The following is a 15227-nucleotide window of genomic DNA, read 5'->3' as shown; positions in this document are numbered from 1 at the left end:
TGGTTGTCTCGGCCCTTCGGCGGTCTCGCCGACCGGCTTCACACGGTAACCCACGTTCAGCCCAACAACGTGGGCGTATGTCCGCCATCTACCGAATGATGGCGACCAGCCGGTGCCGCGCTCCGGGAGGCCGGAACGCGCCCACAGGTGGTCTACACCAGTATGCGCCAAGCCCCGGGTGGACCGTCGCCGGGGCGGCGGCCGGCAGGACGCGGAGAGGACGCGAATGAGCTCGAACGCCGCGGCGGCCCCGAGGAAGAAGACCTGGACGCAGGGTCTGCTGCAGAACCTCCAGAAGATGGGCCGCAGCCTCCAGTTGCCGATCGCGGTGCTGCCGGCGGCGGGCATCCTCAACCGGCTGGGGCAGCCGGACGTCTTCGGCAAGGACGGGCTCGGCTGGACGGACGTCGCGAAGGTGTTCGCGGGCGCGGGCGGGGCGCTGCTGGACTCGGCGCTGGGTCTGCCGCTGCTGTTCTGCGTGGGTGTGGCCATCGGGATGGCGAAGAAGGCGGACGGTTCGACGGCGCTGGCCGCGGTGGTCGCCTTCCTCGTCTACTTCTCGGTGCTGCACCAGTTCCCGGAGGACTGCCCGCGCGAGGCGCACTTCGGCGGGGCGGGGCTGTGGAGCGGGGTGTGCGTGTCGGGGGTGGGCGTGGCGCAGCCGGCGTCGTTCCAGAATCCGGGGGTCTTCGGCGGGATCGTGATCGGGCTGCTGAGCGCGTGGTTCTGGATGCGGTTCCACAGGGTGCGGCTGGTCGACTGGCTGGGCTTCTTCAACGGCCGCAGGCTCGTGCCGATCCTGATGTCGTTCGTGGCGCTGGCGTTCGCGGTGATCTGTCTGTTCGTCTGGCCGCCGGTCGGTGACGCGCTGACGGACTTCAGTGAGTGGCTGTCGGATCTGGGGTCGACGGGTGCGGGTGTCTTCGGTGTGGCCAACCGAGCGCTGCTGGTGGTGGGGCTGCACCAGTTCCTGAACACCTTCATGTGGTTCCAGTTCGGTGATTTCACGAAGCCGGACGGCACGGTCGTGCACGGTGACATCAACCGGTTCCTGGCGGGTGATCCGGCGGCGGGGCAGTTCACCACCGGTTTCTTCCCGATCATGATGTTCGCGTTGCCGGCGGCGGCGCTGGCGATCACGCACTGCGCGAAGCCGCACCGCCGGAAGGTGGTCGGCGGCATGATGCTCTCGGTGGCGCTGACGTCGTTCGTCACGGGCATCACCGAGCCGATCGAGTACTCGTTCCTGTTCATCGCGCCGGCGCTGTACGTGATCCACGCGTTGCTGACGGGTGTGTCGATGGCGGTGTCGTGGGGGCTGGGGGTGCACGACGGCTTCAGTTTCTCGGCCGGTCTGATCGACTACGTGATCAACTGGGGGCTGGCGACCAAGCCGTGGCTGATCATTCCGATCGGGCTGTGCTTCGCGGTCGTGTACTACGTGATTTTCCGCTTCGCGATTACGAGGTTCGATCTGCCGACTCCGGGGCGTGAGCCGGAAGAGGTGGCGGAGGAGATCGAGCAGGAGAACGTGAAGTAAGGAGGGGCGGCGGTGGACGCCTCGTAAGGAGTCAGTGACACTGCGCCGGGATGTGCGTCCCGGCGGCCCGGCCCCCGAGCCTTGCTCGGGGGCCGTTTGTCGTGCGGTGCGGGGCTGTGGGCGAGCCCACTGGGAACGATGGATTCCTTTATGCCGGACTCACGTGCTACAACAGGTCTAAACCACTGAGTGGTGTAGACCAAAAGCGGGCCGTCCCTCCTTCCCCGAGCGCCCGCCTCACCTGGAGGAATCCGATGAGTAAGAGCGCCAAGGCGGCAAAGACGGCGCCTGATGACGCCGCGCCGGAGAAGAAGAAGTTCGGCTCCGGCGCCATGGCGATAGCCCAGCGCATCGGCCGCAGCCTCATGCTGCCGGTCGCGGTGCTTCCCGCCGCCGCGCTGATGGTCCGCCTCGGCCAGGACGACATGCTCGGCCGGGAGTCCCTCCCGCAGTTCCTGAACAAGATCGCCGAGTTCATGGCCGCCGGTGGCGGCGCGATCCTGGACAACATGGCGCTGCTGTTCGCCGTGGGTGTCGCGATCGGCTTCGCCAAGAAGTCGGACGGTTCCACCGCGCTGGCCGCCGTCGCCGGTTACCTGGTCTTCCAGAAGGTGCTCGGCACCTTCACCGACGGCAGCCTGCCGAAGAAGGAGGCCGTGGTCGACCACAAGGTCGTCATGGTGGAACAGGCCGTGGACGCCAAGGTCCTCGGCGGTGTCGTGATGGGCCTCGTCGTCGCGCTGATCTACCAGCGCTTCTACCGCACCAGGCTGCCCGACTGGGCGGGCTTCTTCGGCGGCCGCCGCCTGGTGCCGATCCTGTCGTCCTTCGCGGGTCTGGTCATCGGTGTCGTCTTCGGCTACGTCTGGCCGGTGCTCGGCACGGGTCTGCACAACTTCGGTGAGTGGCTGGTCGGCTCGGGTGCCGTCGGCGCCGGCATCTTCGGTGTCGCCAACCGCGCGCTGATCCCGGTCGGCATGCACCACCTGCTCAACTCCTTCCCGTGGTTCCAGGCGGGTTCGTACGACGGTCCCAAGGGCGCGGTCAGCGGTGACATCGCCCGCTTCCTCGCCGGTGACCCGGACGCCGGCCAGTTCATGACCGGCTTCTTCCCGATCATGATGTTCGCGTTGCCGGCCGCCTGCCTGGCGATCGTGCACTGCGCCCGCCCCGAGAACCGCAAGGTCGTCGGCGGCATGATGTTCTCGCTCGCGCTCACCGCCTTCGTCACCGGTGTGACCGAGCCGATCGAGTTCACGTTCATGTTCGTCGCGCCGGTGCTGTACGCGATCCACGCGGTGCTCACCGGTGTCTCGCTGGCCCTGACCTGGGCGCTCGGCATGAAGGACGGCTTCGGTTTCTCCGCCGGTGTCATCGACTTCGTGCTCAACCTGGGCATCGCCTCCAAGCCGTGGATGCTGGTCCTGGTGGGTCTGTGCTTCGCCGCGGTCTACTACGTGGTCTTCCGCTTCGCGATCATCAAGTTCAACTTGAAGACGCCGGGCCGCGAGTCCGAGGAAGAGTCCGCCGAGCTGAAAGCCTGACCTCGCCCCCCAGGGTCCGAGCTCGATGAATTAAAAGAAAAGGCCCCCGGAATCCCTTGGATTTCGGGGGCCTTTTCCTTTGCGGCCTTTATTGAAGACCGCCGGGTTCAATTACCGCCGTCAGATCTCATAGACCGCTCCCGTTTCCGCCAGTTCCACCGGGCCGTCGAAGACCGCGCGCGCGTCGCGGAGGTTGGTCAGCGGGTCGGTCCAGGGCGGGATGTGGGTGAGGACCAGGCGCCCGGCGCCGGCCCGGGCGGCGTGCTCGCCGGCCTCGCGGCCGTTGAGGTGCAGATCCGGGATGTCCTCCTTGCCGTACGTGAAGGACGCCTCGCACAGCAGCAGGTCGGCGCCCACCGCGAGGTCGTGCAGGGCCTGGCAGGGGCCGGTGTCACCGGAGTAGACGAGCGAGGCGCCCCGGTGCTCGACACGGAAGGCGTACGCCTCGACGGGGTGGCGCACCCGGTCCGTGCGGATGGTGAGCGGGCCGAGGGCGAAGGTGCCCGGCTCCAGGGTGCGGAAGTCGAAGACCTCCCCCATGCAGCTGTCGTCGGGGACGTCGCCGTACGCCGTGGCGAGCCGCTGCTCGGTGCCCTTGGGGCCGTGGACGGGGATGGGGCCGGCGCGGCCGCCCTCGTGCCGGTAGTAGCGGGCGACGAAGTAGCCGCACATGTCGATGCAGTGATCGGGATGCAGGTGCGACAGCAGGATCGCGTCGAGGTCGTAGAGACCGATGTGGCGCTGCAGCTCGCCCAGGGCGCCATTGCCCATGTCGAGGAGCAGCCGGAAGCCGTCGGCCTCTACGAGGTAGCTCGAACAGGCCGATTCCGTGGACGGGAACGACCCCGAGCATCCGACGACGGTGAGCTTCATGCGGGCCTGAACCTCCGTGGGCTGGTTACGGGGGGCCATGCGGTTCGTCGAGCGTAAAGCGCGGGACGGGCGGTCGCTCCTCGGTGGGGGGACGTTGTGGGCGAAGTCACCGGTAAGGATGCCTCTCGCCTGGCCGGCGGATCCTCGGCTACATGCCTGTTGTGCCGCCTGTGGCGGCGGGGCGCCCTGCGGGCGTGTCCTCAATCTCCCCCAGCTACCGCTGGGGGTGCCCCCAACGGGCTTGAATTGGCCGTGGTCGGCCAAACCCAGCCCGTCCGGCGCTTGAGGACACCGCCGCGCAGCGGTGGTGCGGGCGCCACGGGCCGCAGCGCCCGCTCACGATGATCCGCCGGACAGGCGCTACGCCCAGAGCTGGCCGTGCAGTGTCTCGACGGCCGCTTCCGTCGTAGGCGCGGTGTACACGCCAGTGGAAAGGTACTTCCAGCCCCCGTCGGCGACGATGAAGACGATGTCGGCGCGCTCGCCCGCGCGCTCGGCCTTGCGGGCCACGCCGGCGGCGGCGTGCAGCACGGCGCCGGTGGAGATGCCCGCGAAGATGCCCTCCTGATGGAGGAGTTCGCGGGTGCGGCGGACGGCGTCCTCGGAGCCGACGGAGAAGCGGGTGGTGAGGACGGAGGCGTCGTAGAGCTCGGGCACGAAGCCCTCGTCGAGGTTGCGCAGGCCGTAGACGACGTCGTCGTAGCGCGGTTCGGCGGCGACGATGCCGACGCCGGGGACGTGTTCGCGCAGATAGCGGCCGACGCCCATCAGGGTGCCGGTGGTGCCGAGGCCGGCGACGAAGTGGGTGATCTCGGGGAGGTCCGCGAGGATCTCGGGGCCGGTGGTGGCGTAGTGGGCGCCGGCGTTGTCGGGGTTGCCGTACTGGTAGAGCATCACCCAGTCGGGGTGGCCCGCAGCCAGTTCCTTGGCCATGCGGACGGCGGTGTTGGAGCCGCCTGCGGCCGGCGAGGGGATGATCTCCGCGCCCCACATGGCGAGGAGACTGCGGCGCTCCTCGCTGGTGTTCTCCGGCATGACGCACACCATGCGGTAGCCCTTGAGCCTGGCCGCCATGGCGAGGGAGATGCCGGTGTTGCCGGAGGTGGGCTCCAGGATGGTGGCGCCGGGGGTCAGCCGGCCGTCCTTCTCCGCCTGCTCGATCATGTGCAGGGCGGGGCGGTCCTTGACCGAGCCGGTGGGGTTGCGGTCCTCCAGCTTGGCCCAGATCCGCACCGCCTCGGACGGCGAGAAGCTCGGCAGGCGCACGAGCGGGGTGTTGCCGACCGAGGCGAGGTGGCTGTCGTAACGCATGCGCGTCGCTCAGACCATTCCGCCGGCCACGGCCGGGAGGATGGTGACGCTGTCGCCGTCGCTCAGCTCGGTGGTGATGCCGGCCAGGAAGCGGACGTCCTCGTCGTTGAGGTAGACGTTCACGAAGCGGCGCAGCTCTCCGCCGGCGGCGTCGTCGACCAGGCGCTCGCGGATGCCCGCGTGGCGGGTCTCGAGGTCCTTGATGAGGTCGTCGATCGTGGCGCCGCTGCCCTCGACGGCCTTCTTGCCGTCGGTGTAGGTGCGGAGGATGGTCGGGATGCGGACCTCGATGGCCATGGGTCTGTGCTCCTGTCGGAGTGCGGGGTCGGTTCGCGCGGAACGCGGGGGCTCACGTCGTGAGAACCATGGGCGCATCGTATCGATTCCTTGTACGCATCCAGGAAGTTCGTCCCGGCATGCGGACGTTTCCGTCTCACCGCGCCGCCATGGCGTCAGTACGCGGCCACGACCTCGACCTCCTCCTCCGTGACCTCGCCCGCCACTATGCGGAACGAGCGGAACTGGAAGGGGCCCGCGCCGTCGGTGTCGGCGGTGGAGACGAGCACGTAGTGGGCGCCGGGTTCGTTGGCGTAGGTGATGTCCGTGCGCGAGGGATACGCCTCGGTGGCGGTGTGCGAGTGGTAGATGACGACGGGGTCCTCGTCGCGGTCGTCCAGCTCGCGGTAGAGCTTGAGCAGGTCGGTGGAGTCGAACTCGTAGAAGGTGGGCGAGCGGGCCGCGTTGAGCATGGGGACGAACCGCTCGGGGCGGTCGGTGCCGGCCGGACCCGCGACCACGCCGCACGCCTCGTCGGGGTGGTCGGCGCGGGCGTGGGCGACGATCCGGTCGTGGAGGTCCTTGGTGATGGTCAGCATGTCGGCCAGGATAGACAGAAGGGCCCGTCCGTACCGAGTGGTGGTACGAACGGGCCCGAATGCCGGACAGCGGTCAGAGCGTCAGTGGCTCTTGGCCGCCTCTTCGACAGGCGCCGCGTAGTTCTTGCGGGCGAATGCCTGCGGGTTGCGGGCCTTGAGGACGTAGTACGAGCCCACCATGATCGCGGCCCAGATGGGCGCGCAGTACAGGGAGATCCGGGAGTCCTTGTCGATGCCCATCAGCACGATCACCATGAGGATGAAGGCGAGCGCGAAGAGGCTGGTCCACGGCGCACCGGGGGCCTTGAACGCGGACTGCGGAAGCTCGCCGCGGTTGGCCTTGCGGCGGTAGATCAGCTGCGCCGCGAGGATCATGATCCACGCCCACATGCCCGAGATGGTCGCGAAGGACACGACGTAGGTGAACGCCTGTCCCGGCCACTGGTAGTTGATCCAGACGCCGACGAGCATCAGCGCGGCCGAGAAGGTCGTACCGCGCAGCGGCAGGCCGTTCTTGGTGAGCTGGGCGAAGAACTTCGGGCCCTGGCCGTTGAGCGCGAGGTCGCGCAGCATGCGGCCGGTGGAGTACATACCGGAGTTGCAGGAGGAGAGCGCCGCCGTCAGCACCACGAAGTTGACGATGCCGGCGCCGGCCGGCAGGCCGATCTTCGCGAAGGCCGCCACGAACGGGCTCACCCCGGGCATGAACTCGGTCCACGGGACCACGGCCAGAATGATGATGAGCGCACCGATGTAGAAGACCGCGATCCGCCACGGGACGGTGTTGATCGCCTTGGGGAGCGTCTTCTTCGGGTCCTTGGCCTCGCCCGCGGTGACGCCGACGAGCTCGACGGCGAGGAACGCGAACATCACGATCTGCAGCGTCATCAGCGTGGAGCGGATGCCGTTGGGGAAGAAGCCGTGGTGCGACCAGAGGTTGGTGAAGGTGGCGGTGTCACCGGCGTCGGAGAAGCCGAGGGTGATCACGCCGAGGCCGATCAGGATCATGCCGATGATGGCGGTGACCTTGACCATGGAGAACCAGAACTCCAGCTCACCGAAGAGCTTCACGGAGATCAGGTTGGCGAAGTAGAGGATGACCGTGAACCCGAGAGCGGACACCCATTGCGGGACGTCGCCATGGGTCCAGTAGCTCATATAGGTCGCCGCGGCGGTGACCTCGACGATGCCGGTGACGACCCAGAAGAGCCAGTACGTCCAGCCGGTCACGTACCCCCAGAAGGGGCCGAGGAATTCCCGCGCGTAGTCGGAGAAGGACCCCGACACCGGGCGGTACATGAGCAGCTCGCCGAGCGCGCGCATGATGAAGAAGATGACGAGGCCGGCTATTGCGTAGGCCAGGATCAGGCTGGGACCGGCCTTGTGGATGGCCGTGCCGGCGCCGAGAAACAGGCCGGTGCCGATGGCACCGCCGATGGCGATCATCTGGATCTGTCGGTTGCCCAGTCCGCGCTGGTAACCCTCGGAAGCGTCCTGTCCGCTTCCGTCCTGCCCTGCGGCCTCCGCGCTTGCGGTACGGTCCGCGACCTGCTCAGAGGTCATGGTGGTGCGCCTTTCTCCATACCGATCCGGTCAATTCGGATCGGGTCCAGATCCCCCCGGAAATGGAGTCCTGTCATTGCCGACGGTCGGCCGGCGAAGCGCTCCCGCCGCAACATGGGTGGCGTCGCGGTGGCAGGTCGTGAAGATTTATCACGAGTGGCGAGGAGATCGTCGGGGCCATTGTGAGGCACACCACAAAGGAATTAGGACAAAAGTAATGGTGACGGCCAATAGCCGCCACCACAGTGATTCGATCGTTATCCGGACTTGAGCGTTCGCTAAGCGGACACATCTGGCATGTTCATGGCATTCGCTCCGGATTTGCCCGTCGAATTCACGCCATCAGGGCCTCGACCAGCGTCTCCTGAAGACCCCCGAGCCAGAGGTACGCCATGACCATCGGCTTGCGCGGATCCTCGTCCGGCAGCCGGAACAGCGCCTCGCTGTCGTCGTCCTCCCGGACCTCCAGCCGCGTCCCTATGGCCAGCCGCAGATCGTTGAGCGCGCCCAGCCAGCGCCGGCAGTCCTCGGCCGGCAGCCGCAGCACGGCGCCGCTGTCCCCGGCCGGCGTCAGCGAGTCCAGCGAGCGGACGACGCCCAGGGCGTCCTCGCGCTTGCGCTCCCGCAGGTCGTTCTCGGTGTAACGGCGGAACTCGGAGGCGTACGCGCGCTCCCGCTGGTCCTGCTCGGAGCCCGGATCACCATAGGCGTCCGGGAAGAGGCGGGCCAGCGCGGGGTCGGCGGGCGGCTCGCTGGGGCCCTCGGCGAAGAGCCGCGCCAGCGGGTCGGCGTCGTCGGCGCCGTGGCTCTCGCCCGGCCCGATCAGCTCCAGGAGCTGGACGGCCAGGCTGCGCAGGATGGAGATCTCGACCTCGTCCAGGGCCACGGCGGCCCCGCCGCCCGGCAGCGGCTCGAAGTGCCCGGCCATCAACGGTCCTGCGACAGCGTCGCCCACAGGCCGTAACCGTGCATCGCCTGCACGTCCCGCTCCATTTCCTCGCGGCTGCCACTGGACACGGTGGCGCGCCCCTTGTGATGGACGTCGAGCATCAGCTGGTGCGCCTTGTCCTTGGGGTAACCGAAGTACGCCTGAAAGACATACGTCACATAACTCATGAGGTTGACGGGATCGTTGTGGACCAGGGTCACCCACGGCACGTCGGGCTCGGCCACGGCGAAGGGGGATTCGCCCGTCTCGGGTCGTTCGATCTCGACCGGTGCAACACTCACCCTTCCCATGCTGCCACTCGCGGCGGCGCGATGCACAAAGGGGTACCGCCCTCGGCCCGGCGCCCCGCCCGCCCGACGCCCGCGCCCGGCCACCCTGCGGCGACAGAAATCGTCACTCTGACGAGATTCGGGGGTAGCATCTGATGCCATGAACGCTGCGGACTTGAGGCTGCCGGTGGACGTGCCGTCGACGGCCCTCTTCACCGACCGGTACGAACTCACGATGCTCCAGGCGGCACTGCGCTCGGGCACAGCCGACCGCCGCTCGGTCTTCGAGGTCTTCACCCGCCGGCTGCCCGACGGCCGCCGCTACGGCGTCGTCGGCGGCACCGGCCGCGTCCTGGACGCCGTGGAGAACTTCCGCTTCGACAGCGGCGTGCTGGACTTCCTCGCGGAGCGGGGGATCGTGGACGAGCCGACGCTCGCCTGGCTGGCCGACTACCGCTTCCGCGGTGACATCTGGGGCTACCCCGAGGGCGAGGTCTACTTCCCCGGCTCGCCGATCCTCCGCGTCGAGGGCAGCTTCGCCGAGGCCGTCCTCCTGGAGACGGTGATCCTCTCGATCCTCAACCACGACTCGGCGGTCGCCGCCGCGGCCTCCCGGATGGCGGTCGCGGCCGGCGGGCGGCCGCTGATCGAGATGGGGGCCCGGCGCACCCACGAGCTGGCGGCCGTCGCCGCCGCGCGCGCCGCGTACGTGGGCGGCTTCGCCTCGACGTCCGACCTGGCGGCCGGGTTCCGTTACAACATTCCGACCGTCGGCACCAGTGCGCACGCCTTCACGCTGTTGCACGACAGCGAGCGGGACGCCTTCACCGCACAGGTCGACGCCCTCGGCGGAGGCACGACCCTGCTCGTCGACACCTTCGACGTCACGGAGGCCGTCCGGATGGCCGTGGAGATCGCCGGGCCGGAGCTGGGCGCCGTCCGGATCGACTCCGGCGACCTGCTGCTGCTCGCCCACCGGGTGCGGCAGCAGCTGGACGAGCTGGGGGCCACCAAGACGCGGATCGTCGTCACCAGCGACCTGGACGAGTACGCGATCGCCTCGCTGGCGGCCGCGCCCGTGGACGCGTACGGCGTCGGCACCCAGCTGGTGACCGGCAGTGGGCACCCCACCTGCTCGATGGTCTACAAGCTCGTGGCCCGCGCGGACGGCCCCGGGGCGGACGCGCCGCTGCGGCCGGTCGCGAAGAAGTCCATGGGCGGCAAGTCCTCGGTCGGCGGCCGCAAGTGGGCGGCCCGCCGGCTCGACGTGGACGGCGTGGCGGAGGCCGAGGTCGTGGGCACCGGCCCGGTACCCGCCGAGCTCGCGGACCGGCAGCTGCTCGTACAGCTCGTACGCGGCGGCGAGACCGTCGCCCGCGAGCCGCTGGACGCGGCCCGCGACCGGCATACGGCCGCGCGGGCGGCCCTGCCGATGTCGGCGACGCAGCTCTCGCGCGGCGAGGCGGTCCTGCCGACGGAGTACGTCTGACGGGCGCCCTTGCGCCCGGGCGCTCCGGACACCCCCTCCCATAACGCGAGGCGAGTCACTACCCTCGGTCACAACGACTTGATCCGCACTGTCGGCCGAGGGCCCTTCCCCTAAGGATCCGCATCATGCAGCGTGCACTGATCGTCGTCGACGTGCAGAACGACTTCTGCGAGGGCGGCAGCCTCGCGGTCGCCGGCGGCGCCGACGTGGCCGCGGCCATCACCGACCTGGTCGGCGAGGCCACCGCCGGCTACCGGCACGTGGTCGCCACCCGCGACCACCACATAGATCCCGGCGACCACTTCTCCGATCACCCGGACTACGAGCGCTCCTGGCCCGTGCACTGCGTGGCCGGCACGGAGGGCAGCGGCTTCCACCCGAACTTCGCGCCGATCATCGCCTCCGGGGCGATAGACGCCGTCTTCGACAAGGGTGCCTACGCCGCCGCGTACAGCGGTTTCGAGGGCACCGACGAGAACGGGGTGTCCTTGGCGGACTGGCTCCGGGAGCGGGACGTCACGGAGGTCGACGTCGTGGGCCTCGCGACGGACCACTGCGTGCGGGCGACAGCGCTGGACGCGGCCCGAGAGGGTTTCCGTACGCACGTGCTGCTCGACCTCACGGCCGGGGTCGCGCCCCGGACGACGGAGCGGGCCCTGGAGGAGTTGCGGGACGCGGGTGTGGAGCTGAGCGGCAAGCCGGTGGTTCAGGGCGGGTAGGGGCGGGTCGTGGCCGTGCCACAGGCGTCCTCAAACGCCGGACGGGCTTGATGGGGTGCGGCTCCGCAGCAGGGCCCTTATCGGATGCCACGACTCCGTGTCGTCATCCGGTGCGCCGCGCCAGACGAGGCCGTCCGGGTGGTGGAGGACCGCGGTTATCTCGTCCGGCGTCGGGGGCTCGCTGTTGCCCCGGAGGTAGACGGACCGCAGGCCGAGGTTGCGGAGGCGGGTGAGGGCCCGCTGGCGGTTCACGGCGTGGACCAGGACCCGTACGCGCCCGTTCGGGGCCCCGCCGCCCGGTGGGCTCGGCAGCGAGAGGGCGACGACCACACTGCCGCCCGGCAGCTTGGCGAATCCACCTCCGGCCATACCGGTCACCTCGAATCCCCCGCAGCCACCCGTGTCAATAACAGCGTCATGGCAGTCATCTAAACGCGATCGGCCGCCGCCCGCTAGAGGGCGACGGCCGACACGTCTCTGACCTGCGGAGATACCGATTACTCGGGGGTTACTTGCCCGACGGGCCCACCTGGATGGTCATCGTGGAGCCGCTCAGCGCCTCCGTGAGGATCTTGATCCGGGTGTTGGTGTCAGTAAGCTGCACGCCGCCGGTCGGGTTCGCCTTGTCGTAGTACGAGCCCTTGCGGTCGTCGAAGACCGGCGTGCCGAGCTTGCCCTTGACGCGGGTGGCGACACCGTCGCTGTGGATGGTGTAGCCGTCGCTCGGGTACCAGCTGAACGGCGAGTCGTACGCCTGGAAGCGGTTGCGCATCATGGTGCCGTCCGCCCACTTCTCGGGCTTGGCGTGCGCGTCGACGGGCAGGATGCGGCCGACGCCCGGGTGCAGGCCGACGTTGTTGTCGATCTGGGAGGTGTCCCACTTCCAGATCAACAGGCCGTTCTGGTACGGGTAGTGCTCGACCCAGGCCGGCTTGGTGCTCTTCCAGCCGAAGTTGTACGGGCCGACCTTCAGGGTCTTGTCGTACGACACGTACTGGCGGTTCTCGGCGATGTAGTACTGCGCGTACTCCTTGGTGAAGGACTCGCCGATGCGCGAGAAGCCCTTCGCGGCCCAGCCGTTGTCGTCGCCCTCGGCGCCGTCCGCGAAGAGGGTGGCGCCGTCGGCGGTGAGGGTGATGGCGTCGGCGGTGAAGCCCTTGCCGGTGGTGCCGCCGTCGGTCTGGTAGCGGAAGCGCAGGTCGACCTTCTTGCCCGCGTAGGCGTCGAGCGGGTAGGCGAGCTTCTCGAAGCCGCCGGAGACGCCGGTCAGGGCGGGCTTGTCGCCGCCGTCGCGCGGGATGGACTTGCCGTCGGCGGTGCCGTCGAGCGGGGTCCAGTTGGCGCCGCCGTCGGTGGACACCTCGGCGTAGAGGTAGTCGTAGTTGGCCTCGATGTCCCACCAGCCCGACAGGCCGAGCTGCGCCTTGGACTTGCCGGTGAGGTCGACGGACCGGGTGAGGGTGCTCTTCAGGTCGTCGGCCTGGCCGCCCCACCACTGCTTGGCGCCCTCGGCGGGCTTGACGACGTCGGTCTTGACCGCCTTGGCGGGCAGGTCGACGACGACCGCCTGCTTGTCCTTGGTGTTGTACTCGGCCACGCCCAGCTTGTGCGTCGACTTCGTCGCGGCCTTGGCCTTGCCGTAGTTGAGCCAGCCGAGCTGGAGCTTGTCCCAGGCGCTCATGTCACCGGGCAGGTCACCGATGGAGTCCTTGCCGGCGCCGAGCCAGGAGCCGGAGGACATCAGCGACCAGTAGGCGACGGAGGACTCGCCCTTGCCGGTGGTGTCGTACTCGTCGGGCAGGCCCAGGTCGTGGCCGTACTCGTGGGCGAAGACGCCGAGGCCGCCGTTCTCGGGCTGCATGGTGTAGTCGCCGACCCAGATGCCGGTGTCGCCGATCTGGGTGCCGCCGGCCTTGTTGGTGCCGGGGCCGGTCTTGCCCGCGTCGGAGCCGTAGGCGTACCAGCGGTGGGCCCAGATGGCATCGGTCTTCTGCACACCGCCGCCGGCGGACTCGTCCTCACCGGCGTGCACGATCTGGAAGTGGTCGATGTAGCCGTCGGGCTCGTTGAAGTTGCCGTCGCCGTCGTAGTCGTTGCGGTCCCACTGGTCGTACTTGGCGAGCTCCGCCTTGATGTCGGCGTCGGAGTGGCCGGCGGACTGCTGGTCCTTCACCCACTGGTTGACGCCGTCGCGCACGAGGTCCCAGGCGCTGGGGCAGTTGGTGGAGCCGCAGTAGTTGGAGCCGTAGCGGGCCTCGTTGTTCGGGACCTTGACCCAGTCGGCGACCTGGCCCTCGACGGAGTAGCGGCCCGAGGACTGCTTCTCGTAGTACTTGGCCAGGGACTCCTTGTCCTTGTCGTGCGAGAAGTACAGGTCCTGGAAGTACTGGCGGTTGAAATCCTTCCGCCAGGCGGTGCTGTTGTCCTTCTTGCGGTCCGGCTCGGTTATTCGGTTGTGCGCCGGGCCGGCGGTGCCGCCGTACTTCTTGACGGGCGGCTTGGGGCCGTCCGGGCCGTCCGGGTCGTACATCGTGGTGTCGTCGACCTTGTCGCCGAAGTCCACGAGGATCGTGAAGATCCGGTCGGTCTTCTCGCGGGCGAGCTCGACGTACTTGCCCTTGCCGAGCTGGACGACCTTCGACGCGCCGCGCTGCTCGGCCCGGGCGTCGCCGGCGATCACCTTGTCGAGGGCGGCCTTGCGCTGCGCCTCGTTCTTCTTGCTGTACGGGCCCTTGAGGTCGTGTTCCACACGGCGCTCGGCCTGCTCCGGGTCGTGCCGCTCGACGGCCGCGGGGTGGTCAGTCCCGTTCGCCGTTCCGATCGTGCCCGCCGCCTGTGCGATTCCGGCCGAAAGGGTCGCCGCGCTCAGCGCGACGACCGTGGCCACGGCGGCGGATCCGACGATCCTCCGTTGGCTGCTTTTCACTTGTGTCCTGTCCTCCCCAGTAACAACTGTGGAGGTATTTGACCGGACAGGGGCAAGAAAAACCAGGTCTTGACTGAGGCCGGTGAGGCAAGTACGTTATACGGTTTTTAAGTTGGAGCATTTCGGACACTAACGGGCGCGCCGATCTCACCTGTTGGACAGGCGCATGAGCCCGTGCGCCCCCCGTGCTCCGCAACCATGAGTTAGGTCACGCTTACCGCAAGTTCAGCTCGGGCAGACAGGACCGTAGAGCCGTTTTGGTGTACCCACCAGCCGGCTCCCCCCACCTCTCATACGTTGCCCCGAGGACGGATCCCGCCATGCCGCGTCCGACTCCCGCACAGATAACTTATGGTTCGGCCACCGTCGTTCTCTCCGCGCTCGCGATGCTGCTGGTGTCGCAGGCCCGCGGGGGGATCGGAATCGCGGTCATCGCCCTCGCGTCGCTCGCGCTGGGACTTGTCGTCGCCCTCGCCCTGGCCCTGCCGCGTACGACCGGCCGCGGTGTCCGCGGGACCGCGGCCGGCGCCCCGGGACGGCGGGCGCCGCTGCCCGCCGAGACGAGGATGAGCGAGCACTCGCTACACGGCTGAGACCACCACGGTCTTCGCCGCCTTGTCGTGCACGCATTGGTGATACGGCTCGTCCCATGTACACCACAACACGTTGATCAGCCAGAAGATGAAGCCGCAGCACGGCACGACCTCGGGCAGGGAGTAGACGGCGGCGCGGGTCCAGCCCGGCCTTCCTTCGGGCACCGCGCCGTTCTCCAGCATCGCCACCCGGATCTTCATGGCCATCTTGCCGACGGTCTGGCCGCGGCTGGTGAGCATCAAGCCCTCGTAGATGAAGTAGACCACCGAGATGATGATGGACAGCCCGGTGGACTTCCCGCTGTCGTCCCAGGGGTCCCAGCCCCAGGTCGCGGCGGAGAAGATCGCGCTGACCGGGATGCCGATGAGCAGCGCGTCGATGATCCGGGCCACCAGCCGCTTCCAGCGGCTCGCGAGCGGCGGCATGCCCGCCAGCGGGTCGGCGGCGCCGTACTGGTCGCCGTAGGGGTTGCCGGGGCCGCCGGGTGCCCCGCTTCCGCCGTAGGGGTCGCCGCCGTAGGGACCACCGGGCGGGCCGCCGCCGGGGCCGCCGGGGTACGGGCCGCCGCCGGCGCC

At 68.8% G+C, this 15227-nt stretch carries 15 protein-coding genes; 5 read left to right on the top strand and 10 right to left on the bottom strand.

Features of this window, described 5'->3' with window-relative positions; genetic code table 11:
- The first annotated feature begins 226 nt into the window (after positions 1–226).
- The gene (locus tag J7E86_RS03260) at positions 227–1540 is read left to right on the top strand and encodes a PTS transporter subunit EIIC (protein WP_215079545.1); all 1314 of its coding nucleotides are present in this window, start codon (positions 227–229) and stop codon (positions 1538–1540) included.
- 254 nt (positions 1541–1794) lie between these two features.
- The gene (locus J7E86_RS03255; RefSeq protein WP_215079543.1) at positions 1795–3084 is read left to right on the top strand and encodes a PTS transporter subunit EIIC; all 1290 of its coding nucleotides are present in this window, start codon (positions 1795–1797) and stop codon (positions 3082–3084) included.
- Between the two features lie 120 nt (positions 3085–3204).
- On the opposite strand, the gene J7E86_RS03250 is transcribed toward J7E86_RS03255, so the two are convergent.
- The 7 genes from J7E86_RS03250 to clpS form a co-directional block, all read right to left on the bottom strand.
- Complete coding sequence (locus J7E86_RS03250; RefSeq protein ID WP_215079541.1) at positions 3205–3957, bottom strand: MBL fold metallo-hydrolase; 753 nt, start codon at positions 3955–3957, stop codon at positions 3205–3207.
- A gap of 360 nt (positions 3958–4317) precedes the next feature.
- Positions 4318–5268: a PLP-dependent cysteine synthase family protein gene (locus tag J7E86_RS03245; protein WP_215079539.1), complete on the bottom strand. Its 951-nt coding sequence runs from the start codon at positions 5266–5268 to the stop codon at positions 4318–4320.
- Between the two features lie 9 nt (positions 5269–5277).
- Complete coding sequence (locus J7E86_RS03240; RefSeq protein ID WP_215079537.1) at positions 5278–5565, bottom strand: MoaD/ThiS family protein; 288 nt, start codon at positions 5563–5565, stop codon at positions 5278–5280.
- Between the two features lie 155 nt (positions 5566–5720).
- On the bottom strand, positions 5721–6143 hold the full coding sequence (locus J7E86_RS03235; protein WP_215079535.1) for a Mov34/MPN/PAD-1 family protein: 423 nt from the start codon (positions 6141–6143) through the stop codon (positions 5721–5723).
- A gap of 81 nt (positions 6144–6224) precedes the next feature.
- Entirely contained in the window at positions 6225–7706 is a 1482-nt protein-coding gene (locus tag J7E86_RS03230; RefSeq protein WP_215079534.1) for an amino acid permease, read from the bottom strand.
- 334 nt (positions 7707–8040) lie between these two features.
- A complete protein-coding gene (locus J7E86_RS03225) occupies positions 8041–8634 on the bottom strand; it encodes a DUF2017 domain-containing protein (protein ID WP_215079532.1) in 594 nt (197 codons plus the stop codon).
- Positions 8634–8945: an ATP-dependent Clp protease adapter ClpS gene (clpS, locus tag J7E86_RS03220; protein ID WP_215079530.1), complete on the bottom strand. Its 312-nt coding sequence runs from the start codon at positions 8943–8945 to the stop codon at positions 8634–8636. The genes J7E86_RS03225 and clpS overlap by 1 nt, the downstream gene beginning before the upstream one ends.
- 139 nt (positions 8946–9084) lie before the next feature.
- Here clpS and J7E86_RS03215 point away from each other — a divergent pair, with 139 nt between their 5' ends.
- Positions 9085–10413: a nicotinate phosphoribosyltransferase gene (locus tag J7E86_RS03215; RefSeq protein ID WP_215079528.1), complete on the top strand. Its 1329-nt coding sequence runs from the start codon at positions 9085–9087 to the stop codon at positions 10411–10413.
- 125 nt (positions 10414–10538) lie between these two features.
- Positions 10539–11132: an isochorismatase family protein gene (locus J7E86_RS03210; protein ID WP_215079526.1), complete on the top strand. Its 594-nt coding sequence runs from the start codon at positions 10539–10541 to the stop codon at positions 11130–11132.
- A gap of 30 nt (positions 11133–11162) precedes the next feature.
- Here the strand turns inward: J7E86_RS03210 and J7E86_RS03205 are convergent, their stop codons facing one another.
- Together J7E86_RS03205 and J7E86_RS03200 are read right to left on the bottom strand one after the other, a co-directional pair.
- Entirely contained in the window at positions 11163–11501 is a 339-nt protein-coding gene (locus J7E86_RS03205) for a hypothetical protein (RefSeq protein WP_215079524.1), read from the bottom strand.
- Positions 11502–11640: 139 nt separating this feature from the next.
- A complete protein-coding gene (locus J7E86_RS03200) occupies positions 11641–14058 on the bottom strand; it encodes an immune inhibitor A domain-containing protein (RefSeq protein WP_308312447.1) in 2418 nt (805 codons plus the stop codon).
- A gap of 320 nt (positions 14059–14378) precedes the next feature.
- Between J7E86_RS03200 and J7E86_RS03195 the strand changes: the two genes are divergently transcribed.
- Complete coding sequence (locus J7E86_RS03195; RefSeq protein WP_215079522.1) at positions 14379–14651, top strand: hypothetical protein; 273 nt, start codon at positions 14379–14381, stop codon at positions 14649–14651.
- On the opposite strand, the gene J7E86_RS03190 is transcribed toward J7E86_RS03195, so the two are convergent.
- Positions 14640–15227, bottom strand: a 588-nt coding sequence (locus J7E86_RS03190; protein WP_251018595.1) for an RDD family protein, incomplete at its 5' end; no start/stop codon positions are given. The two genes, J7E86_RS03195 and J7E86_RS03190, sit on opposite strands and share 12 nt — an antisense overlap.

The organism is Streptomyces sp. ISL-11 (assembly GCF_018614525.1).
In the GTDB taxonomy this organism is placed as follows: Bacteria; Actinomycetota; Actinomycetes; order Streptomycetales; family Streptomycetaceae; genus Streptomyces.
This window is presented reverse-complemented; position numbering and strand designations above follow the sequence as displayed.